This is a genomic window from Rhodococcus sp. NCIMB 12038, from assembly GCF_002165735.1.
Lineage (GTDB): Bacteria > Actinomycetota > Actinomycetes > Mycobacteriales > Mycobacteriaceae > Rhodococcus_F.
The window spans coordinates 234,378-249,416 of the sequence record NZ_NHML01000001.1 but is presented as its reverse complement, the minus strand read 5'-3'; the positions used below and the strand labels follow the sequence as shown (position 1 = coordinate 249,416).

Here is a 15,039-nt window from a genome sequence, read left to right as displayed (position 1 = left end):
GCCGGTGCCGTTCGAGAGGAGGCGGCATGCTGGTGTGGTCACGAACGGTCCCCTCTCGAATCTGCTCACAGCTTACTCACAGGATGTAGCTAAGCCTGCCCTTTGTTTGCGGGCCGCTCAAGTAAAAATGTTTGGCGCCCCTAAGTCAATCTATGTGTCGGCAATCACACACCGGCGAAATCCTCACGATCGGTGTAACCCAAGTGTGCGCACGGGGTTGCCGCCGTCGACTGGGTATCGAGAGCCGGCCCCAGATCGGCACAGCCTTCGCCCGCCCCGGAATGGTTGCCCGACTAATCGTTTCACGTGCGCGATAGCACGGTGGATGTACGGCCGCTAGGGGGGCGGCTCCTGCTCGAGGAGTGCAGGCCGCCCGTCGGCTCCGGAGGGGACCGGGAAGTAGCTGTGGTGAGTGCCCGGGTCGACCGTGACGACGTGCGCATTGTCGGCGAGACGACCGGACCCGATCCCGGCGAGGCGGCGGTCCTGTTGGTCGAACACGGTGAGGTTGCCGGATTCGGCCGCGACATAGAGACGGTGGGCGCCTTGGTCGTAGGCGAGCACGTCCGGCCCGGCGCCGACGGATGCCGCGCCGGTCGGCTGCCAGCCGTCCAGGTCGACGGTGATCAGGGTGGCGTTGTCCTCGCAGGCAACGAACGCGAGCCGGGCGACCGAGTCCAGGGCGAGGCCGTGAGCCCCGCGGCAGCCGGGCATCGGGAGGCGCCGGGTGATCGTCAGAGTCTGCGGGTCGATGGCGGCGAGGTCGTCGCGGCCCTGCACGGCGACCAGCATCTGATCGGCGACCCGGTCGTAGGCGACGTTGCCGACATCACCGCCGAGGTCGACTGTTCCCCGGACCGCGGCGGTCACGGCGTCGAGCACCGTTTCCGATCCGCCGGATTCGTTGGTGGTCCATACCGTCCCGCGTTTCGGGTCGTAGGCGATCCCGTCCGGATAGCTACCGGTGGGGCCGCGGGCGAGGACGGCGCCGGTGTCCTCGTCGAGAATGACCAGCTGATCGTCGCCGGTGGCGGTGGCGTAGACCCGCCGCAACTCCGGGACGACGAGGACACCGTGCACCTGGGCGATGTCCGGGATGGTCCGCACCACCCGCCGGGTGTGAATGTCGACCTCGATGACCTCGCTCGCGCCGAGGTGCGCGATGAACAGAAGCCCCCGCTCGGGGTCCAGGCTCTCGTAGTCGAACCGGGACCCGTTGCCGGGCAACGCGATCTCCCCTACCGGTTGCAGTGGCAGCGGTCCGGTGCCGGGCGGCGGGGACTGAGCGCACCCGGCGACCAGGGCGGCGACCGAAATAAGGGCGGGCAGCGCCCACCGCACCGCCAGGTTCCGGCGCCGGGTGCGATGGCGGGGCATCGCCTGCCTCCTGCCGCGTGTGCCGCTCGGCCGAGACGGCTATTTCACGGTAACCACGGTGTCAGCGGAGTGTCCAGACGCTAGCCGTGCGCGAAGGCCGCCTCGAACGCGTCGAGCGCGGCGTCCGGGTCGTTCTTCGCCCAGCCCTCGAGCCCGACGACGCCGGTGTAGCCGAGGTCCCTGAGGGCGGCGGCGATGGCCGGGTAATGGATTTCGCCGGTTCCGGGTTCGCAGCGTCCGGGGACGTCGGCGACCTGGATCTCACCGATGTAGGGCAACGCTTTCCGGACGAGTTCGATGAGGTTTCCCTCACCGATCTGGGCGTGGTACAGGTCGAGATTCATGCGCAGATGGGGACTGTCGACCGCCCGGACGAGAGCAAGGGTGTCGGCTGCGGTCGCGAACGGGGTGCCGGGATGGTCGACGGCGAGGTTGAGGTTCTCGAGCGTGAACACCCGGCCCGCCTGTTCGCCGAGTTCGGCGACCTTCCGCAGAGTGTCGGCGGCAGTGAGCCACATTGTGGGCGTGATCGTTTCGACCGGACGCACGGGCAGTCCCCGGTTGTCGAGTCCGGTTCCGTGCAAATTCAACCTCGGGCAGTCGAGCCGCTTCGCGACGTCGAGGGATTGGCGTGCCGTGGTGAGCAGCGCCTCGATGCTGTCGGGTTCGGTGAGATTGCCCTCCAGATAGCCCGTCATCGAGGAGAATTCGGCGCCGCTCGCGGCGAGGGCGTCGACGTCCTTGGTGGACCAGTCCCAGATCTCCACCTGGAGCCCGCGTTCGGCGATGCGCTGGACGCGGTCCGCGAACGGCAGGTCGAGGTAGAGCATTTCGGCGCTGGCGGCGAGCGAGTACGTCATCGGGGTCACCGGTCCAGTTCGACGACGGCGCCGGTCTCGACGCTGTGGATCGCGGCGAGCGCGATCGACAGCGCGGTGCGGGCATCCTCGCCCGTGACCACGGCCGGTGTGTGGGCGCGGATCGCGCCGACGAACGCGGTCAGTTCGCCCACGTAGGCCGTGTGGAGGAGGTCGGTGTCGCGGCGCGCGGTGTCGGCGTGCTGCCCGTCGGGGCCGTAGTAGGTCATGTCGGTGCTGAGCCCGCTGCCCGCGGTGACCATGCCGCCGGAGCCGAACACCTCGGCGCGGACGTCGTATCCGTACAGAGCGCTGAAACTCGCCTCAGCCGTGGCGATGGCGCCGTTGTCGAATTGCACGGTGACGACCGCGGTGTCGAGGTGGCCCGTGCTCTTGGCGTCCGGTCGCACCAGGGCGTCGGCAAGCGCGTGCACCCGCACCGGTCGGGCACCCGGGTTGAGGAAGCACAGGGTGTCGAAGTCGTGAATGAGCGTTTCTAGAAAGATCGTCCACTGCGGGATGCGTGCCGGATCGGCGGTGAACGGGCCGGGGTCGCGGGTCAGGGAACGCAGCAAGTGCGGTGTGCCGACCTTCTGCGCGTCGATCGCCGCGCGGGCGGCGGCGAACCCGGGAGCGAACCGGCGATTGAACCCGACCTGCAGGACGATGCCCGCGTCGGTGGCCGCCGCGATGGCGCGGTCGGCGTCCTCGAGGGTGACCGCCATCGGCTTCTCGACGAACACGTGCTTGCCGGCCGCCGCGGCCGCGACCACCAGGTCCGTGTGGCTCCGCGCGGGGGCGGTGATCAGCACCGCATCGACCTCGTCACTGGTGAGGACGTCGTCCACGGCGGTGGTGGCGAGCGGCGCGCCCAGCGTCGCGGCGAGACGTTGCGCGGACTCGCCGACCGGGTCGCTGACCGCGACGAGCGATGCCCCGGGGACCAGGCGGGCCACGATCTCCGCGTGATTCGAGCCGATGCGTCCGGCGCCGATCGTCGCGATGCGGACCGGATGGGAAGCGGGCGTCGCCGTGCGGACGGGTGCGGCTTCGGTGAGTGACATGGATGCGCTCCAGTGCGGTGAAGGGTCGAGGTAGAGGTGAACTAGTACGTTCTAGTTCTAGACCGTAGGACTCGTGAGATCATTGGTCAAGAGCGGCCCCGAGCGCGGGCCCGGAAGACAGGAGTCGTGCACGTGGCCGAACCGGTGGCGGGATCGACCGGTGGCGCCCGCCCGACGATGGGCGACGTCGCGCGAGCAGCAGGAGTCTCCACGGCCCTCGTCTCGATCGTGATGCGCGGGGTCCCCGGCGCCAGCGAGGCGACCCGTCAGCGGGTGCTCGAAATCGCCGACGGGATGGGCTACGTGCCGGACCGTCGCGCACAGAAACTGCGCCAGGCCAGTTCCCGGCTCCTCGGCGTCGTGTTCGAACTGCAGCAACCGTTCCACGGCGATCTCGTCGAACAGATCTACGCGGCGGCCACCCGCCGGGGTTACGACGTGATGCTCAGCGCGGTCGCCCCGAGTCGTGCCGAGCAGGTCGCGGTCCAGGCGCTGATGCGGGAACGCTGCGAGGCCGCGATCCTCCTCGGCTCCCGGTTCGACGCCGACGCACTCGGCGCACTGGCCGACCGTCTGCCCGCACTCGTCGTGGCGCGCGCCAGCGGTCTGCCCGGCGTCGGCGCCGTGCGGGGCGACGACGTCGCAGGCATCACCCTGGCCGTCGACCACCTCGCCGAACTCGGGCACCGGAACATCGCCCACATCGACGGCGCCGACGCCCCCGGCGGCGCCGACCGGCGGGCCGGCTTCCTGGCCGCGATGGACCGGCACGGACTGTCGGATTCGGCCACGGTTGTGGCCGGCGGTCCGACGGAAACCGAAGGCGCACAGGGTATGCACGAACTTCTCGAGTTGCCCACTCCCCCGACCGCCGTCGTCGCGTTCAACGACCGGTGCGCCACCGGCGTACTCGACCTACTGGTCCGCCGCGGCCGGGACGTGCCCGCGGACATCTCCGTCGTCGGCTACGACGACTCCCGCCTGGCGAGGATTCCGCACGTGCAGATGACGACGATCTCGCAGGACGCCACGCACATGGCCGATGCCGCAGTCGACGCGGCACTGGCCCAGATCGCCGGAGGCGAGGCCGTCGACCTCGTGCTCGCCCCGCACCTGGTCCGCCGCGCGACCACCGGCCCTGTCGCACAACAAAACTAGATCCGGCCGGCGAGGAGGGCGTGCACGAAACCGCGGGTGCTCGCCGTCTGCGGCCGGCCGGCGACCTGGACGAGGGAGATGGTGCGTTCGACTCTCGGCTCCAGGGGGATGTGGACGAGACCGGCGAACGAGATCATGGGGAGCACGAGTTCGGGAACCGCGGTGACGCCGAGCCCGGCGGCCGCCAATCCCGCTACCGCGCCGATGTTCTGCGCCTGCATGACGGGTCCGAGTTCGATGCGAGCGTCCTCGACGGCCCGGCGCACGGGCGCCGCGATACTGCTCTCGGGACCGAACGCGATGAACGGCTGCCCCGCGAGATCCGACCATTGCAGCACCGGCCGTTCGGCGAACGGATGCGTCGGCGGGACCGCGCAATAGAAGGAATCGCTCGTCAGGACGTCCTGTTGCAGGCCGGGCAGAATCCCCGACGTGGTGACCAGCGCGAGGTCGACCGTCCCCGAGTACACGGCGTCGAGCACTTCCTGCCGCAGGCCGTCGCGGATCTGGAGCCGCACGTGGGGGTGCTGCTCGCGGAAGTTCACCACGTACGGGGGAAGGAACGTGGCCGCGAGCGAGGGCAGGCACGCCACCGTCACGATTCCGCGGTCCCCGGTGACGAATCGTTCGATCTGGGTGAGCCCGTCGTCGAAGTCGTGGAGCATGCGCCGGGCGTGCTCGATGATCTCGTGCCCGTGCGTGGTCAGTTCGACGCGGCGGGTGGTGCGCTCGAACAGCGTGACGTCGAGTCTGCGCTCGGCTTCGGCGACCGAGCGGCTCAGCGAGGACTGGGACACGTCGAGTGCGTGAGCCGCCGAGGTGAAGCTCTCGTAGTCGGCGATGGCGACGATGCTCCGCAGGTGGGAAATCCCCAGATTGATGCTCATGTGGATCAGTATGGCCGCCATTCATGCGCCGAGCCGTCACGTTCACCGTCCGATCTGCGACAACCCTTTAATGAGTCAAAATCATAAATCGATCATCCATTGATATTTGACGCGCAATTGTGAGGCGCGCGACACTGAGACTCCGATTCGAAGGAGGTCACATGGTTGCCGCACTCGGGTTCGCCACGATCGCGTGTTTCCTGGCGCTGGCATTCAGCCGCCGGGTCTCGGTGCTCGTCGCGCTGATCCTCGTCCCCATCGCGTTCGCGATCGTCGGCGGATGGGCACCCGACCTCGGGGAGATGGTGGGCGACGGCCTCCTGAAGGTCGCGCCCGTCGCCATCATGATCGCCTTCGCAGTCCTGTACTTCAGTCTGATGGTCGACGTGGGACTGTTCGACCCCGCGATCCGCCGGATCGTCCGGTGGGCCGGGGGCAACCCCACCAAGATCGCCGTCGGCACCGCGGTGCTGACGCTGCTGGTCGCGCTCGACGGCGACGGAACCTCGACGTTCCTGATCACCATCTCGGCGCTGCTGCCCATCTACCAGCGGCTCGGGATGCGCCCGGTCGTCCTGACCGGCATCGTCTGCCTGGCCGCCGGTCTGATGAACATGATTCCGTGGGGCGGCCCGACCGTCCGCGCCATGGCCGCACTCGACCTGACCAGCGCCGACATCTTCACTCCCGTCCTGCCCGCGATGGGCGCCGGTGTCCTGTGGGTCCTGTTCGCCGCGTACATGATCGGCCGCACGGAACGGAAGCGGCTCGGCGTCACCGAACTCGTGTCCCCCGGCGAAGGCGGTCCCGGCACCCCGCACGTCTCCGACCCGCCGATGCGTACCCGCCGCCACCGGGCGGTGATGGCATTCAACACGGTGCTCACCCTCGTCCTGATCGTGATCCTGCTGTTCCAACTCGTGCCGCTGGAGGTGGCGTTCGCCATCGCCTTCGCGCTCGCGCTCGCCGTCAATCGCCCGAAGTGGGACGATCAGCAGGCCCTGTTCGCGAAGCACGGCGGCAACGTCACCATGGTGGTGATGATGATCCTCGCGGCGGGCGTGCTCACCGGAATCCTCAACGGCACCGGGATGATCACCGCGATGGCGCAGACGTTCGTCTCCTGGATTCCGCAGTCCGCCGGCTCCCTGATCCCCGTCATCACCGCGGTCACGTCGATGCCGCTCAGCCTGGTCTTCACCCCGGACGCCTACTACTTCGGCGTCGTACCGGTGCTCGCGGAGACCACCGCATCGTTCGGCGGCGACCCCGCCGAGATCGGCCGCGCCGCCATCCTCGGCCAGATGACCACCGGATTCCCGCTCAGCCCGCTGACCGCCGCGACGTTCATCCTGATCGGACTGAGCAAGGTGGACCTCGGCAAGCACCAGCGGTTCATCTTCGGGTGGGCCTTCGGGACCACGATCGTGATGACCGTGGTGGCGCTGCTCACCGGTGCCATCTCGCTGTGACAGTCCGCGACACCACCGCGCCCACCGAACCAGCAAAGGACTTCGCAACCGTGACACCATCGAGCCTCCGTCGTAGCGCCCCGCGGAGCGTGCGACTCGGTGCAGGATCCGGATTCTCCGGCGATCGCATCGACCCCGCCGAGAAACTCGCCCGGCACGCCGCTCTCGACTACCTGATCTTCGAATGCCTCGGCGAACGCACCGTCGCCGCCGGAAACGCTCGCCGGCTGGAGAACCCGGACCAGGGTTACGACCCGCTGCTCGCCGCACGCATGCGCGCGGTGCTCCCGCACACCCTCGCATCCGGGACCACAGTGATCACCAACGCCGGCGCCGCCAACCCGCTCGCCGCCACGGAACTGGTCTCCGGCATCGCGTCCCGATCCGCCGACCGCCCGGTGCGCATCGCCGCGGTCACGGGCGACGCGGTGCTCGAACAGGTGCTGCGCCACGACCCCGTCGTGTGGGAAACCGGGAAACGCCTGTCGGAGCACGAGGACGTGCTCGTCTCCGCGAACGCGTACATCGGCGCGGAGGCCGTGCTCCCCGCGCTCGAACTGGACGCCGACGTCGTCGTCACCGGCCGACTGGCCGACCCGTCCCTCTACGTCGCCCCGCTCGCCCACCATTTCGGATGGGACCTGGATGATCACGAAATCATCGGCGCCGCAACAGCGGTCGGGCATCTGCTCGAGTGCGCCGGGCAACTCACCGGCGGGTACTACGCCGATCCCGTCACCAAACCGGTGAAGGGCATGGCCGATCTCGGTTTTCCGTTCGCCGACGTCCTCGCCGACGGTTCGGCGACGTTCGGCAAGCTCGACGGATCGGGCGGCATCCTCACCGAACGAACCTGCACCGAGCAACTGCTGTACGAGGTGGGTGATCCCACGTCGTACCTGACCCCGGACGTCACCGCGGACTTCGGCAACGTGTCGTTCGGCAGCGTCGGACCCGACCGCGTCGCCATCACCGGCGCAACCGGTCGCCCGCGCCCGCGGGAGCTGAAGGTGACTCTCGGCTTCCGCGGCGGCTGGCTCGGTGAGGGGCAGATCAGCTACGCGGGACCCCGCGCCTACCTCCGCGCCCGGCTCGCCGCCGAGATCGTCACCGAACGACTCGTCGACGTGCACGGTGTCACCGAGGACGCCGTCTCCGTCGAATATATCGGTGCCGGTGCGGCTTTCCGCGGACTCGACACGGACGAGGACGCCCACGAGGTGCGCGTGCGGGTGACCGCGCGGGCAGGAACCCGCGACGAAGCCGACCTCGTCGGCTGGGAGGTCGAAAGCCTGTACACCAACGGACCGGCAGGCGGCGGCGGTGCCCGGCGCTCGTCGACCGAGGTGCTCGCGATCCGCTCGTGCACCCTCCCCCGCGAACTCGTGCCCACCCGCGTGCATCTCACGGAGGTGTCGAAATGACCACGCCCGCAACCGTTCAGCGCATCGACGCACTGGCGGACGTCCGCGCCGGCGACAAGGGTGACACGCTCATCGTCGCCGTGCTGGCCCGGGACCGCACCGCCTATGGCCTTCTCGAGCGGAGACTGACCGCGGACGTTGCCGCCGCCCACTACGGTGAGCTGATCACCGGACCGGCCCGGCGCACCTGCCAGCCCAACCTGCTGGCGATGGTGTTCGAACTACCCGGCGTCCTCGGCGGCGGCGTCACGGGTTCACCCGCACTCGACGGGCACGGCAAGACGCTGGGTTACCACCTGCTCAGCCTCGAAATCCGAGGCGTCTAACCGGGATTCGGGTTCCGTGCGCCGGCCAGGGTGGCGGCGAGCGCGGGACGATCGAGCTTGCCGCGCGGCGTGCGCGGCAGGCCGTCCACCACGAGGACCTGAACCGGCATGCTCGGGCTGGGGAGGGTCGCGCGCAGATGCCGCCAGATCTCGGCGGTGCTCGGGGCGTCGCCGTGCACGACGATCGCGGCGGCGGGCGCCTCCCCCATCCGCGCGTCGGGAACCCCGATGCACGCGGCCTCCGAGACACCGGGGAGCGCGGTCAGCGCCGCTTCGACGGCCGCGGGTTCGACATTGAGTCCCGCCCGGATCACCGTGTCGCTGTCGCGGCCGAACAACTGCAGGCTGCTGCCCACCACCCGGCCGCGGTCACCCACCGTCATCCATCCGTCGTCGGGGCCGTTCACCACACCGTCCTCGGTGAGGTACCCGTCGAACAGCATGTCGCTACGCACGTGCACCAGGCCCTCGCGGATCTCGGCGTCGACGCCGTCGAACAGTTCACCCGCCGAATGCTCGTCGGCGGCACCGAGACCCCGGTCGTAGGACACGAAACTCAGTTCGGAAGCTCCGTAGAAGTGCACGAGCGACGCATTCGGCAGGACGTCCTGCAACGCCTCACGCCCCGTGCGCGGCCACCGGGCCGCCGAGGAGAGCACCTCGCGGACGCTGTCGACGGGGCCGATCCCCGACCGCACGACGTCCCAGGCGATGGTCGGGACCGAGTACAGGTGGGTGGCCGCGTCCTCCAGCGACTGCGTGACCGGCCGCAGATCCACCGTCGCGCCGCGGCTGAGACCGTGGATCGCGCCGTACAGGAAGTGCGTGTGGTCGAGGACCCCGGGCACCGACACCCGGTCGCCGCTGCCGATGTCGAACGTCGTGTCGGAGCGGTCGAGGGTCGTGGCCCACGATCGCTGGTTGCGCACGAACAGCTTCGGTTCACCGGTGGTGCCGGAGGTGATGCCGACCAGCAGTTCGGCGCCGGGGTGCGCCCGCGCCGAGGTGCCGTCGGATTCCAGGGTGGCGGCAGTCTCGACGGTCCCGTCGAATCCCAGTCTCCGCAGCCGGCGGTGCTGGTGTTGCGCGGCGACGACGGCTCCGGGTTTCGCGAGTTCGAGCACCCGCGTCAGCTGCGCGGGCAGGAGGTGCCGGTGCAGCAGGACGACGCTGACGCCCGCGTGCATCGCCGCCGTCACGACGACCAGCGACCCGACATCCGACGTCGGCAGCACGGCGACCCGGTCCATGCCGTCGAGTCCGGCCGCGGTCCGGGCGACGCGCGACCAGAACCGGCCGTAGTCGACGGTCTCGCGGGCGGAGACGATCGCCACTGCCTCCGGGTTGCCGGCGGCGACTCCGGCGATGCGCTCGGCAGGTAGCTCAGTCATCGTCCACTCCCCGTGCGACGAGGGCGTCGCCCATCGCATCCGCGGTCCGGAGTGCACGCACCAGAACCGGTGTGGCCAGCGCCGTCATCGACCATTGCAGCCCTCGCGCCTTCCTCGCCTGCGCCACCTCCTGCACGATCCCGGTGAGCAGCGGGATACACCGGATCGCCAGCGCGAGAAGGAGCCCGATCCGGTCCGGGTCGACCCCGACCCTCCTCAGCGGCCCGAGCGCGCGCGACACCGTGTCGAGCATGTCGGTGACCCGGGTGGTGAGCGTGACCAGCGCGGCGAGCGCCACCGAGATCAGCAGCACCCCGCACACGACGACCGCCCGCGACGGCGACGTGATCAGCACCTGGAACACCGCGATGATCAACAACATCCACACGACGGGCCGCAGTTGCGCGACGGCGACCCGCCACGGGATGGCGGCCACCACGAACAGCAGTCCCACCAGAACGACGACGACGCCGACCTCGAGCGGGGTGCGCACGAACACGGTGGCCGCGATGATCGACAGGATCAGCAGCAGCAGTTTCAGCCCGGCCGGCATCCGGTGCAGCAGCGAGTCGCCCGGCCGGTACAGCCCGATCATTCGACCAGCTGCCGGTACGCGGGGACGGCGTCGTCCGGGCTGCCGTCGAAAGCGACGAGACCGTCGTCGATGACGATGACCCGTTCGAAACTCTCCAGCAACGCCAGTTGGTGGGTGACGACGATCACCTGCTGGTCCATCGAATCGAGCGCCTCGGAGACGACGCGCGCGTTCCGCAGATCCAGCAGCGTGGTCGGCTCGTCGGCGATGACCACCTCGGGCCTGCGGATGAGGACGGCCCCGATGGCGAGCAACTGCTTCTGGCCCCCGGACAGCAGGTGCGCGGGATGCTCGGCGTGCTTGTCGAGCCGGAACCGCACCAGGATCTCCTCGACGCGGGCCGCGATCTCCTCTTTGCTCAGACCGGACCGGCGGAGCGAGAACGCCAGATCCTCGGACACGGTGGGCATGACGATCTGGGTGTCGGGGTCGGTGAACACGAACCCGACCTTGCGCCGCACCTGCGCGCCCTTCCGGGCGGCGTCGACGCCGTCGACCGTGACGGTGCCCGACGTGGGTTTCAGCAACCCGTTGATCATGCGCGCCAGCGTCGACTTGCCGGAACCGTTGGATCCGATGATGCCGACGCGACGCTCGGCGAAGCGCAGGTCGACGCCGCGCAGCACCTGGCGGTCGCCGAACGCGTGACTCACCGAGTCGAAGACGATCTCACTCACGACACACGCTCCACGAGTACGGCGATGCCCTGTCCGCCGCCGATGGCGCAGGCGGCGAGTCCGAGCGCGGGTCCGTCTTCGCGCAGCATCTGACTTGCCAAGCGCACCAGCAGGATCGCGCCCGACGCCCCCCACGGGTGTCCCATGGCGATGGCGCCGCCCTGCGGGCAGATCACGGATTCGTCCAGTCCGAGTTCGTCCGACACCGCCAGCACCACCGACGCGAACGCCTCGGTGATCTCGACGACGCCCAGATCCGCGACGTCGTGTCCGGTTCGCTTCAGGAGTTTGCGGATCGCGGGAACCGGGCCGAGCCCGGGTAACGCGGGGTCCGATCCCGCGACCGCGGAGCCGAGCACCCGCAGCGCAGGCAGTCCGGCGGCCAGCGTCTCGGTGGTCACGGCCAGCACCGCGGCGCCGTCGGAGATGCCGCACGAGTTCCCGGCGGTCGCCGTTCCGCCGGCACCGAAACTGGGGCGCAGACGCGCGAGCCTGGCCTCCGTCATGCCGGCGCGAATACGCTGGTCCTTCGCGATGTCGCCGATCGGCACGATCTCCGACGAGAAATCGGCGGCCGCCGCGAGGGTGTGCGACCGCGCCGCGTACGCGTCCTGCCGCTCACGGCTGATGCCGCGAACCCGGGCGAGATCGTCGGCGGCCGTGCCCATGTCGGGGTCCGGAAAGCCGTGCGGTGCAAAGGGAGCGCGGGTGTAGCGCACCGGGTCGGCGCCGGCGACCGGCGGCCAGAACCGCCACGGCGCGGTGCTCGCCGATTCGACGCCACCCGCCAGGATCAGCTCGTCGGCGCCGCTGCGGACGCGCAGCGCGGCCTGCATCACCGCGTCGAGGCCCGAACCGCACTGACGGTCGACGGTGACCCCGGGAACCTCCACCCCCATCCCCGCGCGCAGGGCGGCGACCCGCGCCGGGTCACCGCCCGGTCCGAGGCAGTTGCCGAGCACGACGTCGTCGACCTCGGCGTCGAGGCCCGACCCGCGCAGCGAGTCCAGGACGTCGCGCAGCACCGGGGCGGCCAGATCGGTGGTGGTCAGATCGGCGAACCCGTGCCCGGCATTGCCGATCGGCGTCCGGCGCGGCGCCACCAGTACAGGGACAGAGCTCATGCCAGCCAGTCTCTCACTCGGCCTCGGGCGACCTTGCCACTGGCGGTCCGCGGCAACGCCTCGATCGGCACCCAGCGGCGGGGCATGGCCTCCTTCGACAACACCCGGCGGGCGCGCGAACGGATGTCGGCGATGTCCGCGGTGCCGTCGAGCTCCACCACGGCGGTGACAGTCTCCCCGAGCACCGAGTGCGGCGATCCGACGACGGCGACCGCGTCGACGCCGTCGAGGGCCTCGAGGATGCGTTCGACGTCTTCGGCGACCACCGTGGTGCCGCCGACGTTGATCGCGGATTCGCCCCGGCCGCGGACGGTCAGCTCACCGTTGTCGCCGAGTTCGGCCAGGTCACCGACGCCGAACCAGTCCGGTGCCCCGATCACGCTGTACGGCGAGCGGACGTACAGCAGTCCGTCGCGGATGTCGGCGTCGACCCCGTCCAGCAGCCGGAGCGGTTCGGGGACCCGCCGCGCCGCGACGAGGGAGAGTTCGGCGGCGCCGTAGTACTCGACGATCTCGATCCCGTCCGCCACCGCGCGGGCGCCGTCGTCGAGGGCGGTGCCTGCGACGATCGCGGTGCGCAGCTTCGGGGCCTTCCCCACCATGTCGCGGAGAACGGCGGGGACGGCGTGCACCACCGTCGCCCGCGACGGGTCGTCGGTGACGCACGCGCCACGCCACAGCGCGTGCACCGCGCCGAACAGGTGCATCGTGGCGTGCAACGGCCCGGTGATCAGCACGTGGTCCGTGGCGTCGATCCCGGTGATCGCGGTGAAGGCGGGAAAGCTGTCGAACCAGGACGCCGCGGTACGCGCGAGCGGTCGGGGCCTGCCGGTGGAACCGGACGTGGCCACCAGCAGGAACGCCGACGGCGGAATCGCGGGCCGGTCGGGACGGGCGTCGGGGTTCTCGACGATCACCGCGGTTCCCTGCCGCGCGGCGGCGCAGACGCAGATCAACGCATCTGCAAGCGGCAACTCCGACGCGTCGTGGACAGACGCGTCGGAGCCGTGTTCGTCGATCGCCCGGTCGAGTTGGGCGTAGGTGTACGTGCGGCCGTCGACGTCGAGTGCAGGCTGATCGCCTGCGCCGCCGAGTACGGCAATCACGTACGGATGAGGCCGGGGTACGCGCGGTGCACACTCTTGGCGACGACGGTGGCGACGACGACCTTCAGCGCGTCGCCCGGGATGAACGCGAAGTTGGTGGTGATGGCGGCGCCGACACCGAGGTCGGTGCGCAGCAGCAGACCGATGGTGCCGAACAGGTAGATGATCACGATCCCGCCGAGGGCGTTGATCAGCAGACCGAGCGCGATCGGGTACTTCGGCAGGATCCGGGCGGTGAGGAGGCCGATGACCAGCGTCGCGGGAAGCCAGCCGATGAGGTAACCGGCGCTGGGACCGGCGAGCGCCGTCAGACCGGTGCGTCCGCCGGACAGCAGTGGCAGTCCGATCAGGGTCAGTGCGAGGAAGACCGCGACGGCGGCGGTGCCCTTGCGCGCCCCGAGCACGGCGCCCGCGAGGATGACCCCAAGGGTCTGCAGCGTGATCGGCACGCCGCTGAAGCCGACCGTGATGGCGCCGGGCAGACCCAGCGCCGCGATCAGTGCGGCGAACACCGCGATCTGCGCCATGTCCCGCGCTGAGATACCGAGCCTCGACACTCGAGTACTCCCGACTTCTGTCATGACGACTCCTCTTGCTTCAAACTTGAACGACGTTCAAGGTAGCAGGTCGGCGCCGCCAACGGTGCGGCAGACTCCTGCACCTCGCCCACGTCGGGCGACGTGCGCGCCCCGGCCCGCGCAGCGCCGATCCCCGCCGCGACGACGAAACAGATCCCGGCAACCGCCGCGTGGTCCGGAACCTGATGCAACACGACCAACCCGATGATCAACGCGAACGCCGGTTCCAGACTCATCAGCGTCCCGAACGCCGCCGTGTTCAGCCGGCGCAAGGCGAGCATCTCCAGCGTGAACGGCACTACCGGCAGCAGTATCGCCAATCCCAGCCCGATGATCAACAGGTCCGGCGTCATCTTCGCCAGCATCGACGGTCCGCCCACGACGGTCGCGACCACTCCGGCGACCGGCATGGACACCGCGAGACCGTTGATACCCGCCACCTCGTCCCCCACGCGCTGGGTGAGCACGATGTAGAGCGCCCAGCACGCGGCCGCGCCCAGAGCGAACAGGATGCCGACCGGGTCGACGCCGCCGACCCACGGTTGCGTCAGCAGCAGCACCCCCACGGCCGCCAGCGCCGGCCACCGGAGGCGGCCCCGCCCGTGCACGACCGCGACGCCGAGTGGTCCCAGAAACTCCAGTGCACTCGCGGTTCCCAGCGGGATCCGGTCCACCGCGGCCATGAACAGCAGGGTGACCGCCGCCGTGACCACGCCGAGCAGGATGCACGCGACGAGGGACGAGCGCGTGAACGCCTTCGGGCGGGGCCGGACGATTACGGCCAGCAGCACCCCGGCCCAGGCCAGGCGCAACCAGGCGGCACCCTCGGCGCCGACGCGTTCGGAGACGCCGACGGAGATCGCGAGTCCGGTCTGTACGCAGAGCATCGAGGTCAGCGCCATCGTCGCGCCGACGCGGGTCGGATTCCTGATCATGCCTGAATTGAATGACACCTCGACCGTTCACGTCCACGTGACTTTCGTGGACAAACCGTTCGGATATC

Annotated in this window: 15 protein-coding genes; 4 read left to right on the top strand and 11 right to left on the bottom strand. The window is 69.8% G+C overall.

Annotated features, from left to right (window positions below):
- Positions 1–336: 336 nt before the first annotated feature.
- From CA951_RS01070 to CA951_RS01060, 3 genes are all read right to left on the bottom strand, one after another.
- Positions 337–1,377 carry a YncE family protein gene (locus CA951_RS01070; protein WP_087555074.1) on the bottom strand — a complete coding sequence of 347 codons (1,041 nt, stop codon included), beginning with the start codon at positions 1,375–1,377 and terminating at the stop codon, positions 337–339.
- Positions 1,378–1,457: 80 nt separating this feature from the next.
- The gene (locus CA951_RS01065; RefSeq protein ID WP_087555322.1) at positions 1,458–2,237 is read right to left on the bottom strand and encodes a TIM barrel protein; all 780 of its coding nucleotides are present in this window, start codon (positions 2,235–2,237) and stop codon (positions 1,458–1,460) included.
- A gap of 5 nt (positions 2,238–2,242) precedes the next feature.
- A complete protein-coding gene (locus CA951_RS01060; RefSeq protein WP_087555073.1) occupies positions 2,243–3,298 on the bottom strand; it encodes a Gfo/Idh/MocA family oxidoreductase in 1,056 nt (351 codons plus the stop codon).
- A 132-nt stretch (positions 3,299–3,430) separates the two neighbouring features.
- Between CA951_RS01060 and CA951_RS01055 the strand changes: the two genes are divergently transcribed.
- Positions 3,431–4,456 carry a LacI family DNA-binding transcriptional regulator gene (locus CA951_RS01055; RefSeq protein ID WP_087555072.1) on the top strand — a complete coding sequence of 342 codons (1,026 nt, stop codon included), beginning with the start codon at positions 3,431–3,433 and terminating at the stop codon, positions 4,454–4,456.
- Here CA951_RS01055 and CA951_RS01050 read toward each other — a convergent pair.
- A complete protein-coding gene (locus tag CA951_RS01050; protein ID WP_087555321.1) occupies positions 4,453–5,349 on the bottom strand; it encodes a LysR family transcriptional regulator in 897 nt (298 codons plus the stop codon). The genes CA951_RS01055 and CA951_RS01050 overlap by 4 nt on opposite strands.
- A gap of 155 nt (positions 5,350–5,504) precedes the next feature.
- On the opposite strand from CA951_RS01050, the gene CA951_RS01045 reads away from it, so the two are divergent.
- Genes CA951_RS01045 through CA951_RS01035 form a run of 3 tightly spaced genes read left to right on the top strand, consistent with a single transcriptional unit; the run spans position 5,505 to position 8,565 of the window.
- Positions 5,505–6,815, top strand: coding sequence for a CitMHS family transporter (locus CA951_RS01045; protein WP_087555071.1), 1,311 nt, complete (start codon positions 5,505–5,507; stop codon positions 6,813–6,815).
- A gap of 50 nt (positions 6,816–6,865) precedes the next feature.
- Positions 6,866–8,239 carry an acyclic terpene utilization AtuA family protein gene (locus CA951_RS01040; RefSeq protein ID WP_087555320.1) on the top strand — a complete coding sequence of 458 codons (1,374 nt, stop codon included), beginning with the start codon at positions 6,866–6,868 and terminating at the stop codon, positions 8,237–8,239.
- Positions 8,236–8,565: a hypothetical protein gene (locus CA951_RS01035; RefSeq protein WP_087555070.1), complete on the top strand. Its 330-nt coding sequence runs from the start codon at positions 8,236–8,238 to the stop codon at positions 8,563–8,565. Before CA951_RS01040 ends, CA951_RS01035 begins: the two co-directional genes overlap by 4 nt.
- Here CA951_RS01035 and CA951_RS01030 read toward each other — a convergent pair.
- From CA951_RS01030 to CA951_RS01000, 7 genes are read right to left on the bottom strand one after another with little or no spacing between them, the layout of a single operon-like run.
- Positions 8,562–9,956 carry an AMP-binding protein gene (locus tag CA951_RS01030; protein WP_087555069.1) on the bottom strand — a complete coding sequence of 465 codons (1,395 nt, stop codon included), beginning with the start codon at positions 9,954–9,956 and terminating at the stop codon, positions 8,562–8,564. The genes CA951_RS01035 and CA951_RS01030 overlap by 4 nt on opposite strands.
- Complete coding sequence (locus tag CA951_RS01025; protein ID WP_087555068.1) at positions 9,949–10,551, bottom strand: energy-coupling factor transporter transmembrane protein EcfT; 603 nt, start codon at positions 10,549–10,551, stop codon at positions 9,949–9,951. The genes CA951_RS01030 and CA951_RS01025 overlap by 8 nt, the downstream gene beginning before the upstream one ends.
- Positions 10,548–11,228, bottom strand: a complete 681-nt coding sequence (locus CA951_RS01020) for an energy-coupling factor ABC transporter ATP-binding protein (protein WP_087555067.1) — start codon at positions 11,226–11,228, stop codon at positions 10,548–10,550. Before CA951_RS01020 ends, CA951_RS01025 begins: the two co-directional genes overlap by 4 nt.
- A complete protein-coding gene (locus tag CA951_RS01015) occupies positions 11,225–12,352 on the bottom strand; it encodes a thiolase family protein (protein ID WP_087555066.1) in 1,128 nt (375 codons plus the stop codon). The genes CA951_RS01020 and CA951_RS01015 overlap by 4 nt, the downstream gene beginning before the upstream one ends.
- Entirely contained in the window at positions 12,349–13,458 is a 1,110-nt protein-coding gene (locus CA951_RS01010) for an AMP-binding protein (protein ID WP_087555065.1), read from the bottom strand. Before CA951_RS01010 ends, CA951_RS01015 begins: the two co-directional genes overlap by 4 nt.
- Positions 13,455–14,039, bottom strand: coding sequence for a biotin transporter BioY (locus CA951_RS01005; RefSeq protein WP_179220069.1), 585 nt, complete (start codon positions 14,037–14,039; stop codon positions 13,455–13,457). Before CA951_RS01005 ends, CA951_RS01010 begins: the two co-directional genes overlap by 4 nt.
- A complete protein-coding gene (locus CA951_RS01000) occupies positions 14,036–14,971 on the bottom strand; it encodes a DMT family transporter (RefSeq protein ID WP_087555064.1) in 936 nt (311 codons plus the stop codon). The genes CA951_RS01005 and CA951_RS01000 overlap by 4 nt, the downstream gene beginning before the upstream one ends.
- Between the last annotated feature and the right edge of the window lie 68 nt (positions 14,972–15,039).

Bases quoted from the DNA above. Each gene is read 5' to 3' on its own strand.
- CA951_RS01035 (WP_087555070.1), top strand. From the start codon at position 8,236: ATGACCACGCCCGCAACCGTTCAGCGCATCGACGCACTGGCGGACGTC.
- CA951_RS01065 (WP_087555322.1), bottom strand. From the start codon at position 2,237: ATGACGTACTCGCTCGCCGCCAGCGCCGAAATGCTCTACCTCGACCTG.
- CA951_RS01015 (WP_087555066.1), bottom strand. From the start codon at position 12,352: ATGAGCTCTGTCCCTGTACTGGTGGCGCCGCGCCGGACGCCGATCGGC.
- CA951_RS01045 (WP_087555071.1), top strand. From the start codon at position 5,505: ATGGTTGCCGCACTCGGGTTCGCCACGATCGCGTGTTTCCTGGCGCTG.
- CA951_RS01005 (WP_179220069.1), bottom strand. From the start codon at position 14,039: ATGACAGAAGTCGGGAGTACTCGAGTGTCGAGGCTCGGTATCTCAGCG.
- CA951_RS01025 (WP_087555068.1), bottom strand. From the start codon at position 10,551: ATGATCGGGCTGTACCGGCCGGGCGACTCGCTGCTGCACCGGATGCCG.
- CA951_RS01030 (WP_087555069.1), bottom strand. From the start codon at position 9,956: ATGACTGAGCTACCTGCCGAGCGCATCGCCGGAGTCGCCGCCGGCAAC.
- CA951_RS01060 (WP_087555073.1), bottom strand. From the start codon at position 3,298: ATGTCACTCACCGAAGCCGCACCCGTCCGCACGGCGACGCCCGCTTCC.
- CA951_RS01000 (WP_087555064.1), bottom strand. From the start codon at position 14,971: ATGATCAGGAATCCGACCCGCGTCGGCGCGACGATGGCGCTGACCTCG.
- CA951_RS01070 (WP_087555074.1), bottom strand. From the start codon at position 1,377: ATGCCCCGCCATCGCACCCGGCGCCGGAACCTGGCGGTGCGGTGGGCG.